This window comes from uncultured Kriegella sp. (genome assembly GCF_963975415.1).
Classification (GTDB): Bacteria; Bacteroidota; Bacteroidia; order Flavobacteriales; family Flavobacteriaceae; genus Kriegella.
Window position 1 is genome coordinate 266,505 of record NZ_CAXBGN010000004.1, and the last position, 17,939, is coordinate 284,443.

18 protein-coding genes are annotated in these 17,939 nt (G+C 40.8%); 6 read left to right on the forward strand and 12 right to left on the reverse strand.

Going from position 1 to position 17,939, the window contains the following annotated elements:
- Window positions 1–1,152: a peptidylprolyl isomerase gene (locus AACZ88_RS10770; RefSeq protein ID WP_339709782.1), complete on the forward strand. Its 1,152-nt coding sequence runs from the start codon at window positions 1–3 to the stop codon at window positions 1,150–1,152.
- Between the two features lie 87 nt (window positions 1,153–1,239).
- Here the strand turns inward: AACZ88_RS10770 and AACZ88_RS10775 are convergent, their stop codons facing one another.
- The gene (locus tag AACZ88_RS10775; protein ID WP_339709784.1) at window positions 1,240–1,707 is read right to left on the reverse strand and encodes a CBS domain-containing protein; all 468 of its coding nucleotides are present in this window, start codon (window positions 1,705–1,707) and stop codon (window positions 1,240–1,242) included.
- 118 nt (window positions 1,708–1,825) lie between these two features.
- Here AACZ88_RS10775 and AACZ88_RS10780 point away from each other — a divergent pair, with 118 nt between their 5' ends.
- The gene (locus AACZ88_RS10780) at window positions 1,826–3,214 is read left to right on the forward strand and encodes a TlpA disulfide reductase family protein (RefSeq protein WP_339709786.1); all 1,389 of its coding nucleotides are present in this window, start codon (window positions 1,826–1,828) and stop codon (window positions 3,212–3,214) included.
- A gap of 3 nt (window positions 3,215–3,217) precedes the next feature.
- On the opposite strand, the gene AACZ88_RS10785 is transcribed toward AACZ88_RS10780, so the two are convergent.
- Window positions 3,218–4,678: an aminoacyl-histidine dipeptidase gene (locus AACZ88_RS10785; protein WP_339709788.1), complete on the reverse strand. Its 1,461-nt coding sequence runs from the start codon at window positions 4,676–4,678 to the stop codon at window positions 3,218–3,220.
- 163 nt (window positions 4,679–4,841) lie between these two features.
- Between AACZ88_RS10785 and AACZ88_RS10790 the strand changes: the two genes are divergently transcribed.
- Window positions 4,842–5,909 carry a DUF3810 domain-containing protein gene (locus AACZ88_RS10790; protein WP_339709791.1) on the forward strand — a complete coding sequence of 356 codons (1,068 nt, stop codon included), beginning with the start codon at window positions 4,842–4,844 and terminating at the stop codon, window positions 5,907–5,909.
- Between the two features lie 131 nt (window positions 5,910–6,040).
- Here AACZ88_RS10790 and metE read toward each other — a convergent pair whose 3' ends face one another.
- Entirely contained in the window at window positions 6,041–8,356 is a 2,316-nt protein-coding gene (gene metE, locus AACZ88_RS10795; protein WP_339709794.1) for a 5-methyltetrahydropteroyltriglutamate--homocysteine S-methyltransferase, read from the reverse strand.
- A gap of 156 nt (window positions 8,357–8,512) precedes the next feature.
- Between metE and AACZ88_RS10800 the strand changes: the two genes are divergently transcribed.
- Window positions 8,513–8,974: an Lrp/AsnC family transcriptional regulator gene (locus tag AACZ88_RS10800; RefSeq protein WP_339709797.1), complete on the forward strand. Its 462-nt coding sequence runs from the start codon at window positions 8,513–8,515 to the stop codon at window positions 8,972–8,974.
- A 46-nt stretch (window positions 8,975–9,020) separates the two neighbouring features.
- Here the strand turns inward: AACZ88_RS10800 and AACZ88_RS10805 are convergent, their stop codons facing one another.
- The 9 genes from AACZ88_RS10805 to AACZ88_RS10845 form a co-directional block, all read right to left on the reverse strand.
- Entirely contained in the window at window positions 9,021–10,220 is a 1,200-nt protein-coding gene (locus tag AACZ88_RS10805) for a molybdopterin molybdotransferase MoeA (protein WP_339709800.1), read from the reverse strand.
- Window positions 10,217–10,999, reverse strand: a complete 783-nt coding sequence (locus AACZ88_RS10810) for a sulfite exporter TauE/SafE family protein (protein WP_339709802.1) — start codon at window positions 10,997–10,999, stop codon at window positions 10,217–10,219. Before AACZ88_RS10810 ends, AACZ88_RS10805 begins: the two co-directional genes overlap by 4 nt.
- On the reverse strand, window positions 10,977–12,050 hold the full coding sequence (locus AACZ88_RS10815; protein ID WP_339709805.1) for a HesA/MoeB/ThiF family protein: 1,074 nt from the start codon (window positions 12,048–12,050) through the stop codon (window positions 10,977–10,979). The genes AACZ88_RS10810 and AACZ88_RS10815 overlap by 23 nt, the downstream gene beginning before the upstream one ends.
- Entirely contained in the window at window positions 12,047–12,697 is a 651-nt protein-coding gene (locus tag AACZ88_RS10820; RefSeq protein ID WP_339709808.1) for an NTP transferase domain-containing protein, read from the reverse strand. The genes AACZ88_RS10815 and AACZ88_RS10820 overlap by 4 nt, the downstream gene beginning before the upstream one ends.
- The gene (moaC, locus tag AACZ88_RS10825) at window positions 12,630–13,103 is read right to left on the reverse strand and encodes a cyclic pyranopterin monophosphate synthase MoaC (protein WP_339709811.1); all 474 of its coding nucleotides are present in this window, start codon (window positions 13,101–13,103) and stop codon (window positions 12,630–12,632) included. Before moaC ends, AACZ88_RS10820 begins: the two co-directional genes overlap by 68 nt.
- A complete protein-coding gene (moaA, locus tag AACZ88_RS10830) occupies window positions 13,104–14,087 on the reverse strand; it encodes a GTP 3',8-cyclase MoaA (RefSeq protein WP_339709814.1) in 984 nt (327 codons plus the stop codon). It lies immediately after the preceding gene.
- 83 nt (window positions 14,088–14,170) lie between these two features.
- A complete protein-coding gene (locus AACZ88_RS10835; protein ID WP_339709817.1) occupies window positions 14,171–14,590 on the reverse strand; it encodes a molybdenum cofactor biosynthesis protein MoaE in 420 nt (139 codons plus the stop codon).
- Complete coding sequence (locus tag AACZ88_RS10840) at window positions 14,590–14,832, reverse strand: MoaD/ThiS family protein (RefSeq protein ID WP_339709820.1); 243 nt, start codon at window positions 14,830–14,832, stop codon at window positions 14,590–14,592. The genes AACZ88_RS10835 and AACZ88_RS10840 overlap by 1 nt, the downstream gene beginning before the upstream one ends.
- Before the next feature lie 63 nt (window positions 14,833–14,895).
- Window positions 14,896–15,705, reverse strand: a complete 810-nt coding sequence (locus AACZ88_RS10845; RefSeq protein ID WP_339709824.1) for a DUF6503 family protein — start codon at window positions 15,703–15,705, stop codon at window positions 14,896–14,898.
- Between the two features lie 86 nt (window positions 15,706–15,791).
- Here AACZ88_RS10845 and AACZ88_RS10850 point away from each other — a divergent pair, with 86 nt between their 5' ends.
- Entirely contained in the window at window positions 15,792–16,601 is an 810-nt protein-coding gene (locus AACZ88_RS10850; protein WP_339709826.1) for an RNA methyltransferase, read from the forward strand.
- A 94-nt stretch (window positions 16,602–16,695) separates the two neighbouring features.
- Window positions 16,696–17,928, forward strand: a complete 1,233-nt coding sequence (locus tag AACZ88_RS10855; protein ID WP_339709829.1) for a M48 family metallopeptidase — start codon at window positions 16,696–16,698, stop codon at window positions 17,926–17,928.
- The last annotated feature ends 11 nt before the right edge of the window (window positions 17,929–17,939 follow it).

Here is a 17,939-nt window from a genome sequence, read left to right on the forward strand (position 1 = left end):
ATGAAAAAAACGAATGTACTCTTATTGATCCTAACCTTGGTTTTGGCCAGTTGTAAAACTCAACATGCCGACTTAGGAGATGGTCTCTTTGCCGGTATCCATACCAATAAAGGCGATATTATCGTTAAACTAGCCTATGAACAAACCCCCATCACCGTAGCAAATTTTATTTCTTTGGCAGAAGGAAAAAGCCCCTTCGTTAGTGAGGAATACAAAGACAAGAAGTACTACGATGGTGTTATTTTCCATAGGGTAATAAAAGACTTTATGATTCAGGGAGGAGACCCAACTGGCACGGGAAGTGGCAATCCTGGGTATAAATTTAAAGACGAACTTACCGATTCATTGCACCATGATAAAAAGGGAATATTGTCTATGGCCAATGCGGGCTTCGAAACCAATGGCAGCCAATTTTTTATTACCCATAAAGCGACCCCCTTTCTTGACGGTTATGAAAACGGTGTGCTTAAGCCCTGTCAAAATCCCAGAGTAAGTTGTCATACCGTTTTTGGAGAGGTCATTGAGGGAATGGACGTTGTAGATTCCATTGCCAATGTTGAAACAGCTACAGGCGACAAACCCATCGATACGGTACGTATGAAAACCGTTGAAATCATTCGAAATGGCAGGGCTGCCAAAAACTTTGATGCCATTCAGGTGATGAGCGATTATTTTGAGGCGGAAAAAGCAAAAATTGCTGCAATTGAAAAACTAAAATCCGATATGGCCGATGAATTTGCGGAACAAAAGGAAAAAGCGGAAGCGTTACCATCAGGACTTAAAATACTAGCACTTAGCGAAGGTACCGGCCCTAAGCCAAAACCTGGTCAACAAGTGGGTATCCATTATGCCGGATATTTGAGCGATGGATCTTTGTTCGATAGCAATTACGAAGAAGTAGCTACAAAATATGGCAAATATGACGAAGCCAGAAAACAACAGATGGGCTACGAACCTAGTCCCATGGACTATAGTCCCGATGCTTCATTGATCGCTGGTTTTAAAGAGGGTATGATGACCATGAAAGTTGGTGATAAAATACGTTTGTTCATCCCTCCACACTTGGGCTACGGGCCACAGGGCTCCAGAGGAGTTATTCCGCCAAACGCTGATTTAATCTTTGATTTAGAGCTTACCGAAATACTGAATTGAAACGCTAATTATTTAAGGTATAAAAAAACCGATGGCCGAAAAACATATGTTTTTCGGCCATCGGTTTTTTTGCTACCGCATTACCGTTTATTTACCCCACTGCTGACCTTTTAATTTTACTGTCGCCTTAAGAATATCTTTCTGGGAGATCTGCCCCACCAATTTTCCATTTTGAACGATTGGAAAACGACGTCGCTTTTCATTTAAAAATTTATTAGCAGCATCAAATATATTCATATTACCATCTATGGTCTCAACATTTCTTACCATGCGTTTTTCTATGGTATTGTTTTCCATAGGCATGTTATAATACCTGCTTTCACTGATGTGTTTGATACAATCCCCTTCTGAAATTATTCCAATCAATTCATTTTTATCATTGACCACCGGGCCACCAGATATTCTATATTTTATAAGGGACTCTATAACCTCTTCAATAGATTGCTCCTGATGAAAGGTAATCAACTTTGTACTCATATAATCACTGACCTTCAGCGGGATATCTTCTGTAGGCTGTGATTGCCTTCTTGCGCCTTGAAAACTTTTGATTGCCATAGTTGTCAATTTTAGGATGATGAGGGAGCTACTTAAACATACGAAATTTTACTGAATTTATCAAAAAACAACTGCTAAATATTCACAGTCATTTCCTACTTTTATAGAAAATTCAGTCTTGAAAAAAGCTCTTTCGGTCTTGGTCTTATACTGTCTGTTGGCTTGCCAATCGAAAAAAGATCCTGTAGATTATGTCATAATCTCCGGGAAAATTTCAAATCTAGACAGTAAAGAAGTCAGCTTGACGGCCATTAACGGGGAATTTAAAAAACAAATCCCTGTAGAAGACAATGGTATATTTAGAGATACCTTGAGATTATTTCCCAAAGTACCGTATGTGCTATCGGACGGTACTCATTTTATCGACCTCTATTTTGAAAACGGGTATGACCTCATCCTTACCTACGACGCTAAGCACTATGAGAACACCTTGAAATTTAGGGGAACAGGTTCGGCACTGAACGAATACTTTCATGTAAAGCAGAAAAAAACTATTGAAATCTGGGGTGGTGATGCTGAAAAAGTATATAGCTTAAAAGAGCCCGAATTTATCGCTAAAATGCAGGGATTGAGCAATGCTTTAAAAGAACTATTGAAAAACACCGACAGTATTCCTGAAGAAATAAGGAAAAAAGAATCAAGAAATATCGACTACGAGCGCCTTATTATTTACAGCAGTTATTTAGATAGTGCCCATGCTGAATTTACGAACAACTCCAATTTTAAAGCATCCGAAAAAATAACCGGCCCGCTTGATAGCTTGGCGTATGACATTGAAGAAGATTTCAACTATTCAAAAAGATACAGGAGCCTAGCGCGAAGGTATTATGCCAACAAAGCCGAAGAGCTTTCCAAAAAAGACAGTGTAGCTTATAATACCGCCTTTTTAGAAACCATGAAGAACATATCAATTGACAACATTCGCAATGCCTTATTGTTTAATGGGGTAAAATATTCATTGCCCTATTCGAAAAATATGGATGCCGATTATCAAAGTTTTATGGAAATCTCAACAAGTACCTATCATAAAAAAGAAATAACCGCCTCGTTCAACAAACTAAAAATGTTGGCATCCGGCGAAGTTTCTCCTGTATTTACAGATTTGGAGAACCACGCCGGTGGCACCGCCTCGCTTTCTGATTTTAAAGGGAAATATGTATATATCGATGTCTGGGCTACTTGGTGTGCACCGTGCATCGCCGAAATACCGGCCTTAAAAGAAATGGAAGAACTTTATTCCGGCAAAAACATAGCTTTTCTAAGTATCTCGATCGACAATAAAAAGCAATATCAAGCTTGGCGTGACATGGTAACTGAAAAAGCCCTTGGTGGTATACAGCTAATAGCTGAAAACGCCTGGGAATCAAAATTTGTCCAAGCGTATCAGATCATGGGCATACCCCGATTTATTTTAATAGATCCGGAAGGAAAAATTGTCAACGCCAAAGCCCCGGCACCTTCTAATGTTGGACTAAAGCCCCTCTTGAACGAACTATTGGATATATAGACGCTATGCACGCGGCGTTTCCTTTAAGACCTCCAACAAAAACTTCCAAAATTTCTGAACCGAAGAGATACTGACCCGTTCATCGGGAGAGTGCGCCCCTTTGATTGTTGGGCCAAAACTGATCATATCCATCTCGGGATAATTCTGACCCAAAATACCACATTCGAGTCCGGCATGACAAGCCACTACTTGTGGCTCTTCGTTAAATAGCTCTTTGTATTTATTCTTTAAGACCTCAAGAATTCGGGAATTGGGGTTGGGTTGCCAGCCTGGGTAATCTCCTGATAAGGTTACATCAAATCCTCCCATTTCAAAAGTAGCCCTTAGTGCATTGGATAAATCTGCTTTTGCCGAGTCTACCGATGATCGGGTTAGGCAACCAATTCTTATTTTCCCACCTTTTAAAATGACCCGCGCCACATTATTGGAGGTCTCTACCAAATCAGGTATTGCAGCGTTCATACCAAAAACACCGTTATGCGCGGCATATATGGCGTTGAGCAATTTTTCTTGCGCTCCGAGTCCCATCACTTTCCTTGGCTTAGTAATGGTCTTAAAACTTAACTGCAGGTCTGGTTCCATTATTTTGAGTTCGTCTTTGATAGTTTCGGTCCACTGCTCCAAATCTTTTTCGAAATCGTCTTTATGCGCTTTATCTACAACTATTTTGACCGTACTTTCCCTAGGTATGGCATTACGCAACCCGCCACCATCAATTTCGGCAATACGTACATTATATTCCTTGGCACTCCGATATAATAAACGATTCATTATTTTATTGGCATTTCCCAAACCCTTGTGAATCTCAATACCGCTATGTCCGCCTTTTAGACCACGCAGTTTTAATTCGTAGGCGAGAACACCTCGAGGAACGGGCTTTTCTGCATAAGAACGGGTCGCAGTAACATCGACGCCTCCCGCACAGCCAATATCAACCTCATCATCTTCTTCAGTATCAAGGTTCAATAGTATTTCCCCTTTTAACAAACCTCCTTTAAGGCCCATCGCCCCCGTCATTCCAGTTTCCTCATCAATGGTAAAAAGAGCTTCCAGAGGGGGGTGTGAAACATCAGAACTCTTTAACAAGGCCATAATGGCAGCCACGCCCAAACCATTATCAGCACCCAAGGTAGTACCATTGGCCTTGACCCAATCACCATCGACCCTCATTTGTATACCTTCGGTCTCAAAATCAAAACTAGTACCCGCATTTTTTTGGTGTACCATATCTAGATGGGATTGCAGTACCACTATTTTGCGATCCTTCATTCCAGCACTGGCCGGTTTCCTGATAATAACATTCCCTACTTCATCTTTGACGGCCTCTAGGCCCAAAGATTTCCCAAAATCAAGCATGAACCGTATTACCCTTTCTTCTTTTTTAGAAGGTCGGGGAACAGCATTTAATTCGACAAAGCTATTCCAAACAGATCGGGGTTCCAATTCTCGTATATCGTTATGCATCTTCTTTTCTTTTTGCTCGTAAAGATAAGGCTTGAATCCCTAAAACCCCCTATTTTAAGGGAGCGACATCCTATTAAAAATATAATTGGCACAGTATTAACAGTTGGATGATTTTATCGGAATGAAAATTCGGAAAGTAATTATTATGGTTAATTTTGGTCCGATGGAAAATAAATTAAAAACAGGTATCGCCTTAAGCCTTGTCCCACAGATTATTATTGTGAAATGGCTGGGCTATTATCCGGAAATAATTGAAAAATATTATAGTCACGGACTTTACCCTTACATTTCAAGGTTCTTCCGAACTTTATTCGGATGGATTCCTTTTTCAGTTGGTGATTTTCTCTATTTTGCACTTGCTTTTATTGCCATACGCTTTGTTATCATCAATCGAAAGTATATTGCCGCCCGCCCCTTGTTATTTATTCGGAATATATTTTTAGTACTTTCCGTAGCCTATTTCTCATTCAATTTGCTCTGGGGACTTAATTATTACCGGCAGCCCATTTCCGAAAATTTAAATCTTGAGGAAACCCATACTCCAGAAGAACTGACCACACTTACTGAAAGGCTTATCGATAAAACCAATGGGCTTCAATTTCAAATTACGGCCGATACGGCACAAATGGTCGTGATACCTTATACAAAAAAAGAAATCTTCGATAAAACCCTCCAAGGTTATCAACAGTTGGAAGCTGAACTTCCTTTTTTGGCCTATAAACATCCAAGCATTAAAAAATCTCTCTTTAGCACCCTCTTGACCTATATGGGATATGGTGGCTATTTAAACCCTTTTACCTTGGAAGGGCAAGTGAACGGAAGACTGCCCAATTTTAGATTCCCTGTGGTCAGTGGCCATGAAATTGGCCATCAAGTAGGTTATTCGGCAGAGAACGAGACTAATTTTATTGGATATTTGGTTACCGCTTCGAACAAAGATCTTTATTTTCAATATTCGGCGTCTGCTTACGCGTTGGGCTATTGTCTAAATAATATTAAAATAAGGGACGAAGCACGCTTTCAGCTTTTATTTTCCGAATTACATCCAGGAGTTCGGAAGAACTACCAAGAAATGGCCGATTTCTGGAAAAGCTTTGAAAATCCCCTGGAACCAGTTTTTAAGTCAATTTTCAATTCTTTTTTAAAAGCAAACAACCAAGAAGATGGCATTCAAAGTTATAGCAAGGTGGTTTCGCTTTTGGTCAGCTATTACAAAAAACACCCGCTGTAAGGAGATTATGGAACCCCTTGCTGCCTTACAAATTATGGGGCAACCTGAACGCTACAACCATTGAATTACTTCACTTTCGCCCATCCGATGTGATGGGCGAAAGATCAGTACTAATGAATCTTATAATAAAATCAATACACCGCTACCCCTTCTCTCATAATTTTGGCAGTCTCGACCAAATTGACAAGTGCTGTTTTTGTCTCTGGCCAATCGCGGGTCTTTAGTCCACAATCTGGGTTCACCCAAATATGTTCTATAGGCAGTAATTCACTGGCCTTAACCAACAATGCCTTCATTTCTTTTGTCGATGGCACCCGTGGGGAATGGATGTCATATACCCCAGGACCTATTTCGTTCGGGTATTTAAAATCGACAAAAACGTCTAATAGTTCCATTTCAGAACGTGAAGTTTCAATCGTAATCACATCGGCATCAAGGTCGGCTATGCTACCGATAATGTCATTGAATTCGGCATAGCACATATGGGTATGAATCTGTGTGGAATCTTTTACACTGCTCGATGCAATTTTAAATGATGTCACCGCCCAATTCAGGTAAGTATCCCAATTTTCTTTACGCAGCGGCAAACCTTCCCGAATGGCCGGTTCATCTATCTGAATGATTTTTAATCCCGCGTTTTCCAAATCGGAAACTTCATCACGAATGGCCAAGGCAATTTGTTGACAGGTAGCCGACCTCGGTTGATCATTTCTCACGAAAGACCATTGCAAAATAGTCACGGGGCCTGTCAGCATTCCTTTTACAGGATTTGGCGTAAGTGATTGGGCGTATGCCGACCATTTCACGGTCATTGGGGCCGTTCGGGAAATATCACCGAAAATAATGGGCGGTTTTACACACCTACTGCCGTAGCTTTGTACCCAACCAAAACTTGTAAAGGCAAAACCTTCAAGCTTCTCCCCAAAATATTCGACCATATCGTTACGTTCGAATTCACCGTGCACTAGCACGTCTACCCCGATTTCTTCCTGAAAACGTATCGTTTCTTCGGTCTCCTTACACAAAAGAAAATCGTATTCCTCTTTGGTCAATTCATTTCTTTTAAACTTCGACCTCCATTGGCGTACTTCCTTGGTTTGAGGAAAAGAGCCGATGGTAGTTGTCGGAAACAATGGGAGACCAAGTGCTTTTTTCTGCTCTCTTTGACGTGCTGTAAACCCAGATAATCTTTGCGCATGTTCTGCCGTTACACCTTCCATGCGCAATTTCACTTTTTGATCATGTACCAGTTTTGAGTTTCTTCGATTGCTATTGGCCAATTGGTTCGCCCGAAGTTTTTCGGCTAGCGCTTCTGATATAGTTTCATTTGCCAATTTTTTAAGGGTGACCAATTCCGCTACCTTTTGTTTGGTAAAGGCCAACCACTCCTTTACTTCATTGGGTAGACTTTGAGCATTGTTTTCTAAATCAAGGTTATACGGACAGTGTAAAAAAGAGCACGAAGAAGCTACCCAAACCTTATCTGCACCCAATACATCAACAGCTTTTTTGATGGTATGCAGGGTGTTTTCAAAGTCGTTTTTCCAAATATTTCTGCCATCGACGACACCCAACGAAAGTGTCAACTCTTTATTGATGTATTCTGCTTCCAATATATCATCTAGTTGCAACTGGCAACGCACCAAGTCTAAATGCAAGGCATGCACAGGAAGGGCCAAGGCGGTCTTTAGGTTCTCTCCATAACATTCAAAATAATTCGCGATGATTATCTTTAATTCAGGGAATTTTTCGGCAATTTCACGATATGCCTTGTCGATGGCCTTTTGCGCCTTTTGATTTAAGTTTAAAGCCAAACATGGTTCGTCAAATTGAATATGCTCAACACCTTGTTCCTGCAATTGTGCGAGAAGTTCAAAATAGACAGGAAAGAGTTTATCGAGCAGTTCAAGTCTGTGAAAGCCCGCCTCTTTCTCCTTTCCTAACAAAAGGTACGTAATGGGGCCGATTAACACTGGTTTGGTTTTTATTCCTAACGCCAATGCCTCTTTATATTCATCAACAATTTTAGAGGAAAATAGTTTAAACGTCTGGTCTCTATCGAATTCAGGTACAATATAATGGTAATTGGTATCGAACCATTTTGTCATCTCCATGGCTTTGATGTCAAAACCGTCTTTTTGTATGCCCCGCGCCATTGCGAAATACAAGTCAAGTTTACTTTTACTATTTTTAACTTCGGAAAAGCGCCTTGGAATACACCCTAAGGTCAATGACATATCAAGCATCTGATCGTAAAACGAAAAATCATTGGATGGAATCAGGTCAATACCGGATTCTTTCTGAAACAGCCAATTCTTATGTTTAATAAGTGACCCTGTTGCCAAAAGGTCATCAACAGAACCTATTCCTTTCCAATAGTTTTCAGATGCTTTTTTTAATTCTCTCTTTTCCCCTATTCTAGGGAAACCCAATACGTTGGTTTTCATATTTATTAAAGTGTTAAATTCTGTTCAAAATTACAGATAACGAACTTTAATCCAATTAAAAACAAAAAGTAGGAAGAAAAACCTATATTTCATTAATTTTATGTTTTTAAAATCTTTTAAGCTATCCATTACGGAACGACTTTAGAAAAATATTCTATGAAAAACCTCGACGCCACAGATATTGAGATATTAAAAATCTTACAAAATGATTCTAATATCACTACAAAAGAGTTGGCCAAAAAAGTCAACCTATCCCCTACTCCTGTTTTCGAGCGCACCAAACGACTGGAGAAAGCAGGTTATATCGAAAAATACATCGCTATTTTAAGTGAAGAAAAACTGAATCGGGCGTTGACCGTTTTTTGTCATGTTAAATTGAAGGAGCACACCAAAGCGATAGGTCATCAGTTTGTTCAAGATATTCAATCATTAAGTGCAGTTACCGAATGTTACAACATTTCGGGAGATTACGATTTTTTATTGAAAGTATTGGTCAGGGATATGAAGCATTACCAAGACTTTGTTTTGAATCAGCTGGGTTCTGTTCAAAATATAGGCAGTGTACAAAGCACTTTTGCCATGGGCAAAATAAAACACACCAATGCCGTTCCCTTCTAGATTTGGCTTTGTACCAATGTACCCGACTTAAACAAAAGTCACGTATTTAAACTATATGTCGAGTGGGAATAAAAGTCACCAATTCACCTTTTTCATAGGCTTTTGCCTTTGGTCGAAGCAATACAAATCCCGCCGATTTTGATAAACTGGTCAAGTCGCCCGAACCTCCATCTTTTAGGGGCCGGGCACGTAAACATGCCCGCTCCCAATGTACGGTAACCTGTACAAAACGGACAAACGGGGGATCGACTTGTATCGATTCATCTAAAATTACCTGATGCTCGACCGCTGGCAACTCCATGGCTTTGGATAGCCATGGTAGAAAATACACATGGTAGTTCGCAAAAGTGGAAACTGGGTTGCCTGGAAAAGAAAACACCACCGTTTTAAATTCCTTTTGAACACCAAACCAAAAAGGCTTACCCGGTCGTTGCCACACCTTATGAAAAACTTTCCGTACGCCGAGGCCCTCCATGGCTTCCGGAATAAAATCGAATTTTCCTTTTGAAACCCCTCCACTCAACAATAGAACATCATAATGCTTCAAGGCTTTCTTGAGTTCTTTTTCAATAATTTCGCGGTCATCTAAAAAATGTAGGCTTGTGGCCTGTATGTTTTCGTTAGACAGTGCAGCAGCCAAAGAAAGCGTGTTCGATTTTCGTATTTGATGGGGTAAGGGCGTTTCTGAAACTTCCACAAGTTCATTCCCTGTAGAAATCACACAAATCTTCGGGTTTCTTTTGACCTCTACCTCGGCTTTTCCTACAGATGCCAATACTCCGATATCGGCCGCTGAAATACGTTTGCCTTTCTTTAAAAGTATAGCCCCAAATTTCTCGTCATTTCCTTTGACATGAATATTCTGTCCCTTTCGCGGCTGTTTTGAAATCGTGGCGGTACCATTTTCTAAGGCTACCTCTTCATACATAACTACGGTATCGGCATCGTTGGGCACTACGGCACCAGTCATTATTTCGTAGCAATTCGGTCCGTGGGGTAGTGTTTGTTGTGCCATACCGGCACTCAACACCCCTTGCACGTCAAAAGTCATTGTTCCCTTTTCAACCGCCTCATAATTCAGTGCTATACCGTCTTTCGTAGACCGGTCAAAAGGTGGAAAATCTCGATCGGCCTTGATATCTTCGGCCAGTACCCTCCCGGTACTTTCCGTCAATGCCACCGTTTCAACTCCCAAATCGAACGTATGCTGCAATACTTTTTTATAAGCTTCGTCAAAATCTATCATAACAATCCTAAACCATTTACTAACAATACCCGAATACCGACAACAAATACAAGCAAAGCTGTTATTCGTTTAATACCATTGGGCGATAATCGTTTTAAACTTACGCGAATACCTACCTGCCCACCGAGGAGTACCGCTCCTACCAGTACCAAGGTCTCTTTTAGCGGTAACTCCAAAGTATGGGCGGTAACTAATCCACCGAGACCGGAAATGGAATTTACCAAAATAAAAAAGCTGGCCAAGGCCGCTATTTTAATCGATTTTGCCCATTTCATGTGATTTAACACCGGGGCCAAAAAGATACCTCCTCCAATACCGACTACTCCGGACAAGAGGCCGATTGCAGCACCAATCACATAACTAAAATATTTCGGGTAGATCTTAATATTTTCCGAAGCAGAAATACCAATGTACGTCTGCCAAGCAAGTAACACTGCTGAAATAATTAGAGAACATCCCAAAATAATAAAAAACACTTCCTCTTTCAATCGAAACGAAGCTCCCAAAAAAGCCATAGGTATACTGGTCAATACAAAGGGAAGAAAATCACGCAACTTGGCGTGGCCATGTTTAAAATATAAATAAGTGCTACCTGAAACCACTACCAAATTGCATACAAGGGCAATAGACCGTATGGCAAAAAAACTGGCGATAAAAAGAGATAAAAGGGCCAAATAACTGGATCCGCCCCCGAAACCTACCGACGAATATAGTGTGGCCACAATAAAAAAGCCGAGACACAATACGATGAGTGTTTCAATTTCCAACAGTTTGGACATTTAAATTGTTCATACCTCCTTTAACATTGATCAGGGTGGCGTTCGGTCTTATTTCTCGAAGTTTTGAAATTGCTTTTTTACTGCGAATTCCCGATTGACAAATCACATAAATCGGTTTATCAAAGGCTATTTTTTCAAAAGATTCATCTATAACCGATAGGGGTATATTACACGACTCCTCAAGATGAACCCGATTGAATTCTTTTGAAGTCCTAACATCTATCACCTGAATATCATCAGTGTGCAGCAAGTTCAAAAATGCTTCGGATGATATAGTCGATTCAACAACTGAGCATTCAAAATCATAACTGGGATTGAGAGCCTTGATATCTAAATTTTCCGGGACAACGGGAAACTTAATTTTTCTTGAGTTTTGTGACAAACCATCGAATAACAAGAGTTCTCCTGACAACACCGCTCCCACCTCCGTAATCATCTTTATCACTTCCAGGGCCTGAAAATTTCCGATAATTCCGGGAATAATCCCCAATACCCCGTTTTCATTGCAGTCAGGGACTTCATTAGCTTGGGGCATTTTTGGAAAAAGACAGCGGTAACTAGGCCCGCCTTTATAATTAAAAACGCTTACTTGCCCCTCGAAACTATGTAACGCCCCATATACAAAAGGTTTATCAAGTATAACACAAGCGTCGTTAATCAAATAACGTGTCGGAAAATTGTCTGAGGCATCGACCACCATATCGTAATCGGCCAGAATATCAAGCGCATTTTCTCGACTCAAATAAGTTGTATGCCCTTTCAAAGTGGTCTCAGAATTCTGTTGCCGTAATTTTTCAATCGCTACGGTCACTTTGTGAAATCCGATATCTTTTTCACTATAAAGTACTTGACGCTGTAAATTGGTAAGGGCCACCACATCGTTATCAACGATACCTAAAGTACCTATGCCCATGGCGTTGAGATAGGTTAGTACGGGTACACCCAGCCCACCTGCACCTACAACCAACACCTTGGCCAACGAAAGCTTGCGTTGCGCCTCATCACCAAAACCGTCTAAAACAGTCTGTCTGATGTAACGTTCATGATTCATGATGTAGCCAACTTGAGCAGTGCAGCTTTGTATTCTTCTTCTGAATTGGCATTCAGCAATACACTTTCATTTTCTGGAAAAACCAGTTTGACATGGTCATTGTTGATCAAAAATTTACGTGGACATGTGCCGTTACCTTCATTCAAATAACGCACGGATTCTTCTAGCGCTTTCGCTTCCCAAATGGCACACAAGGGCTCTGGTAACGGGTCGTCTTTTTGCGCAAAAGCGGTTGCTACGGCGTTAGGGTCACGCGCGGCAATCAATTGTTGCAACGCAAGTAAGTCAATCAAAGGCAGGTCACAGGCCAATACCAACCAGGCAACCTCGGGATACCTGCTATGTGCGGACAATAAGCCATTATAAGGCCCTCTGTATTTATCTTCATCGGCAATGGTAGCAAAACCGAAAGGTACTTCCGATTCTTGTTCTTTACGTAAACTGATAAAAGTTTGATCACAGACCCTATCCAACAACTGATACAGGTATTCGCGTTGCGGCATTCCGTGATATGTTATTAGCCCTTTATCGGTTCCCATACGGGTACTCTTTCCACCCGACAGTACCAAGCCGTATATCTTACCTCCCAAAATCATGTTTTCCTCCTGTTTTTTGTTCCAATTGAATTTCAGATATTTTAATATCATGCGAAAGCGCCTTGCACATATCATAAATGGTCAATGCGCTTACCGAAACCCCTGTTAAAGCCTCCATTTCAACCCCGGTGCGCTCATTGCATTTTACCAGGCAGCTAATCGACAACATATTCCCCATAGGTTTGATATCAATGTCAACTTTCGAAAGACTTAATTGATGGCACAAGGGTATCAATTCCGAAGTTTTTTTTACGGCTTGAATACCTGCTATAATCGCAGTTTGAAGAATACTTCCCTTTTTACCCAAAAAATCTTGGGCCGCCAGCGTATCGAATACGTCTTGCGGAAAAATGACCTTTCCCGAGGCCATGGCCGTACGTACCGTGATATTTTTATGGGAAACATCAACCATCTCAGCATTACCCGATGCATCTATATGTGAAAGTGTTCTGTCCATTTATCCGCCAATTGAAGTCATTGAATTACTAAAAACACCTTTGTATTTTTGTTGCGCCTCGAATCCGGTTTTAGACCGGTTTCCTACGGCTTTTAAAATTTGTTCTTTTACGTTTTTCTCAGCGTTTTCCGAGCGCAGAATTTCCCGAAGGTTCATACTGGGTTTGGCGTACAGACAAGTGATCACATCGCCTGTAGCCGAAATTCGAAGCCGATTGCAGCTACCGCAAAAAGTGCGACTAAAGGAAGGGATCACTCCAAAAGATCCTTTAAAACCAGGAATTTTATAATTTACTGAGGTTGAAGTTTCGGGTGAATCCAATTTATAATAATCGGGATAGGCCTCCCGTACAAATGCTAAAATACGTTTATAATCCCAAGCTATTTTTTCAAAAGTTTTAGAACCGCCATTAAAAGGCATTTCTTCAAGAAATCGGACCGATACATCGAAATGTCGGGTCAGTTCCAACATAGGAATGATGTCTTCGGTATTCTGCCCTTCCAAAGCAATAAAATTGATACGGACATTAAACCCTTCGGTAATCAAACGTAAAATATTGTCGTGTACCGTATCGTATTGATCGCGACGGGTAATTCTTTCAAATGTTTCCCGATTTATGGCATCCATACTGACATTGATGTTCAATATGCCCAATTCTTTCAACTCATCGATATACGGACCGATGACCGTGGCATTGGTCGTAACCGAAATATCGTTCAGCCCATCCAGCTTTGCTAGTTTGCGTAGCAACACCATCAAATCTTTACGTACAAAAGGCTCGCCACCCGTAATTCTAATTTTATCGATGCCCTGAGCAACCAGTATTTCACTTAATCGCGACAATTCATCAATCGTAAACAGCTTGTCGTTCTTGGCAAAATCGGCGCCTTCCGCAGGCATACAATAATTGCAGCGCAGGTTGCAACGATCGGTCACCGCCAATCGCAGGTAGTTTATTTTTCTATTGTGATTATCTATCAACATATACTTTCAAGTTCAACTTCCCTAGGTTCAAAACCAAGCTTTTGCTCAGGAATTATGATAAAGAGCAGTGGCCAACCTTTGATTCAAGGATGTGCGGAAACCCAAACCGATTTATTTTTAAAAATTTCCTTTTTCCAGATCGGCACTTTCTCTTTTAAGGTATCGATTAAAAATCGACTGGCTTCAAAACATGCGGTTCGATGTGCCGAAGAAGCCCCTACGACGACTACAGGTTCTTCAACCTTTTTGGTTCCCACGGCATGCCGTATAACTACCTTATTAAGTGTCCACTTCTCCAAGGCTTCCAAAGCAATTTTTTCCATTTCCTTCAGTGCCATATTCTTATAGGTCTCGAATTCCAAAGCCACTACTTCTTCATTATCGGTAAACTCACGAACAGAACCCACAAAAACACAGATACCTCCACTTTGCGGGTGGGAGAGCTCATTGAAAACGCTCGCCGTTTCGATATTATCTACTATTTCTATTGTCAGTTTCTCCATTAACCTCCGCTTACAGGTGGAATTATTGCAATTTCATCATTCTTTGTCAAAAACACACTATCGGCGGCATACTCGCTATTCACGGCCACCGCTAGAGAAGAAAGCTTACCGAATTCAGGATAAGACTCCGCCAAAATTCGCTTGAGGTCCCCCACCGAACCGGGTACCGTATCGGCTTCGGAAAACCGGATTTCAGATTTCCCGACAATGTCTTTGGCTATACCAAATAATAATACTTCCATATTGCAAAGATGATCTTAAATTTAAACAAAAAAAAGCGGCTTGCGACCCAGATTAGGTCATTTTTAACCTTTCCCCTTTACTATCTCCGCTTTTTCAGGTTTCTCAAAAAAACCATCAGGCTTAGCCATTTCGCCTACTGTCACATTTTCAAATGAAACGGTACGTTTCGGTGCTTTTATTTCCCTTCCTTCGTAAGCATACCAGGTTATTGATTTCGGTAGTACTACGTTTGAAACGGGCATCCAATTATCGTATCGAATCCAACGTACATCATCGGAAGGTTCGTCAGATCCATAGGTGAACGTGTATCCCAACCATGCCATTTGATACGTTTCGGGGTCATAATGAAGGTAGTACTCATCTTTCGAAGAAGCCCCTACCCCATCGTTATAACTGATGTGCACGCCTGGGTATGATTTTCCCTCAAACTCTAAATCTTCCGCTTTTTTGTAATTGATGTTGTCATCGGCAAACACGTAGGGCATTGTAAAGAAGTAGAACATCAAGTTATGGTACAGCTCGGCATTGCCCTTATAATTTTTGTCTTCATCCAACAACCATACATTTTCACCATCATAACCCAAAGTTACGTTGGGGAGCACAATTTTATCTTTTCTTGAATATAAATCAACAATATGTCGTTCCCGGGCATCAGGCTTTGGAATATCAAACTCCAACGTTTTTTTACTTCTCCAATTTTGAAGTCCTCCATGGGCATCGAACACCTTGTTCAAAGCTTCTGGATAATTGGTTGCTTTGTTAACGACCTGCACTTCGGGCATTTCTTTGACATCTGAATTCACTTCCTTGGACCTTTCTTTGCAAGAAGAGAAGAATACGACGAAAAGAATAAGGGCTAATTGATATTTCATGTTTTTGTTTTTAGATTTAGCAATAGGTCGCTTGCTTTTGATATAATTTACATATTAAACGAGTTCATTGCGCTATTTTTGCATCGATGAACGAAATTAAACATATTAGTAGTGCCCAAAACCCTTTGGTCAAAAAAATACTGTTACTTAAAGAAAAGTCACGGGAACGTAAGAAATTGGGATTATTTATTTTAGAGGGAGCCCGAGAGCTTCAAATGGCCCTGAAAGCCGATTACCAAATTCAAACCTTGGTTTTCTGTCCTGAAATAATCAAAGAATTCGAGGTAGGAGAGCTACTGAACGGTAAAGCTACTTTAGAGGTGATAGCCATTTCAAAACTGATTTATCAGAAAATTGCGCATCGAGCGACCACCGAAGGTATTTTGGCCATTGCCAAATCGGAACCACATGCCTTAAGTGCGCTTGACTTTAAGAATAAGAATCCACTTATCTTAGTGGCGGAAGCGCCTGAAAAGCCCGGAAATATCGGTGCTTTGTTACGCACTGCCGATGCTGCGAATCTCGATGCGATCATTATCGCCAATGCCAAAGGAGACCTTTACAACCCTAACATTATTCGATCTAGTGTTGGATGCGTCTTTACTACCAAGATCGCCATGGGCAGCACCTCGGAAATTATTTCCTTTCTCAAGGAAAATAATGTGGCCATTTACTGTGCAGCCTTAACAGCATCTGAAAGATATACCCAAATCGATTTCAAACAGAGTGCCGCTATTGTTGTGGGTACGGAGGCCACAGGACTTTCCGAGGAATGGTTGCAGAATGCTACAAAAAATATTATTATACCGATGTTGGGCGAGATAGACTCTATGAATGTGTCGGTATCGGCTGCAATACTTATCTTTGAGGCGAAACGACAACGTGATTTCAAATAAGAGGCATTGGCTTTTAAAAGTTAAAGATGAAAATTGACAGTGAACATTGATTAAAAGTCTCCATGAACGCCACCACAAATTTTAAAACTTCTTAATGGACCACAACACCTTATTTTATATTATCATCGGCATTTTGATCGCCCAATTTTTACTGGAGACCGTTCTAGACCATTTTAATGCACGCCATTATGATGATCCCGTTCCTGAGGAGCTCAATGATGTCTTTGATTCCGAAGAATACCAAAAATCGCAAAGTTATAAGAAGACCAATTATCGATTTGGGCTTGTCACCTCTACCTTCTCACTGCTTTTAACCCTTGGTTTTCTTATTTTTGGAGGTTTTGAGTGGATCGATTCGATAGCCAGAAGTATTACCGATAACGTCATTCTAATCGCTTTGATTTTCTTTGGCATCATCATGATCGGAAGTGACATCATCACTACTCCATTCTCATATTATGGTACTTTTGTTATTGAGGAAAAATTCGGCTTTAACAAGACTACCAAGGAAACTTTCTTTCTCGACAAGCTAAAAGGTTGGCTAATGATGAGCATTCTAGGCGGGGGCATGTTAGCCCTTGTTATATGGTTCTTTCAGTGGGCCGGCTCCAATTTTTGGGTGTATGCCTGGGCGCTTATAGCAGCCTTTACCGTTTTTATGAACTTATTTTATAGCAAGTTGATCGTACCACTCTTCAACAAACAACATCCGTTGGAAGAGGGCTCCCTAAAACAAAAAATAGAAGCTTACGCCCAGAAAGTCGGTTTCGATTTAAAAAATATTTTCGTCATCGACGGCTCTAAACGCTCGACCAAGGCCAATGCCTATTTTTCAGGGTTTGGTAAAGAGAAAAGGGTGACCTTGTACGACACCTTGATCAACGACCTTGATGAAGACGAAATCGTTGCCGTATTGGCCCATGAGGTAGGGCATTACAAACGCAAGCATATTATTTTCAACCTTAGCGCATCGATTTTGTTGACCGGGCTCACACTGTTCATTTTATCAATTTTTATCAATACGCCCGAGGTTTCCCTGGCAATCGGTGTGGAACTGCCAAGTTTCCATGCCGCCCTGATCGGGTTTGGTATTTTATATAGCCCCATTTCCGAAGTAACGGGACTTATTATGAACTATTTGTCACGAAAGTTTGAGTTTCAGGCCGACGACTATGCCAAAACGACGTTCGCCCGTATGCCCCTGATTACTTCCCTTAAAAAACTTTCTAAAAATAGTCTGAGCAACCTTACGCCGCATCCGGCCTATGTGTTTATGCATTATTCGCATCCTCCATTAATTGCTCGAATTCGAAATTTGATCAGCTAAAAGTCGAATAA

What these genes read in the sequence shown, in the direction of transcription:
- AACZ88_RS10785 (WP_339709788.1), bottom strand. Translation starts at nt 4,678, where the DNA reads ATGCATAACGATATACGAGAATTGGAACCCCGATCTGTTTGGAATAGC.
- AACZ88_RS10810 (WP_339709802.1), bottom strand. Translation starts at nt 10,999, where the DNA reads ATGTCCAAACTGTTGGAAATTGAAACACTCATCGTATTGTGTCTCGGC.
- metE (WP_339709794.1), bottom strand. Translation starts at nt 8,356, where the DNA reads ATGAAAACCAACGTATTGGGTTTCCCTAGAATAGGGGAAAAGAGAGAA.
- AACZ88_RS10835 (WP_339709817.1), bottom strand. Translation starts at nt 14,590, where the DNA reads ATGGAGAAACTGACAATAGAAATAGTAGATAATATCGAAACGGCGAGC.
- AACZ88_RS10775 (WP_339709784.1), bottom strand. Translation starts at nt 1,707, where the DNA reads ATGGCAATCAAAAGTTTTCAAGGCGCAAGAAGGCAATCACAGCCTACA.
- AACZ88_RS10845 (WP_339709824.1), bottom strand. Translation starts at nt 15,705, where the DNA reads ATGAAATATCAATTAGCCCTTATTCTTTTCGTCGTATTCTTCTCTTCT.
- AACZ88_RS10840 (WP_339709820.1), bottom strand. Translation starts at nt 14,832, where the DNA reads ATGGAAGTATTATTATTTGGTATAGCCAAAGACATTGTCGGGAAATCT.
- AACZ88_RS10770 (WP_339709782.1), top strand. Translation starts at nt 1, where the DNA reads ATGAAAAAAACGAATGTACTCTTATTGATCCTAACCTTGGTTTTGGCC.
- AACZ88_RS10800 (WP_339709797.1), top strand. Translation starts at nt 8,513, where the DNA reads ATGAAAAACCTCGACGCCACAGATATTGAGATATTAAAAATCTTACAA.
- moaC (WP_339709811.1), bottom strand. Translation starts at nt 13,103, where the DNA reads ATGGACAGAACACTTTCACATATAGATGCATCGGGTAATGCTGAGATG.
- AACZ88_RS10855 (WP_339709829.1), top strand. Translation starts at nt 16,696, where the DNA reads ATGGACCACAACACCTTATTTTATATTATCATCGGCATTTTGATCGCC.
- AACZ88_RS10815 (WP_339709805.1), bottom strand. Translation starts at nt 12,050, where the DNA reads ATGAATCATGAACGTTACATCAGACAGACTGTTTTAGACGGTTTTGGT.
- AACZ88_RS10805 (WP_339709800.1), bottom strand. Translation starts at nt 10,220, where the DNA reads ATGATAGATTTTGACGAAGCTTATAAAAAAGTATTGCAGCATACGTTC.
- AACZ88_RS10790 (WP_339709791.1), top strand. Translation starts at nt 4,842, where the DNA reads ATGGAAAATAAATTAAAAACAGGTATCGCCTTAAGCCTTGTCCCACAG.
- AACZ88_RS10820 (WP_339709808.1), bottom strand. Translation starts at nt 12,697, where the DNA reads ATGATATTAAAATATCTGAAATTCAATTGGAACAAAAAACAGGAGGAA.
- AACZ88_RS10850 (WP_339709826.1), top strand. Translation starts at nt 15,792, where the DNA reads ATGAACGAAATTAAACATATTAGTAGTGCCCAAAACCCTTTGGTCAAA.
- moaA (WP_339709814.1), bottom strand. Translation starts at nt 14,087, where the DNA reads ATGTTGATAGATAATCACAATAGAAAAATAAACTACCTGCGATTGGCG.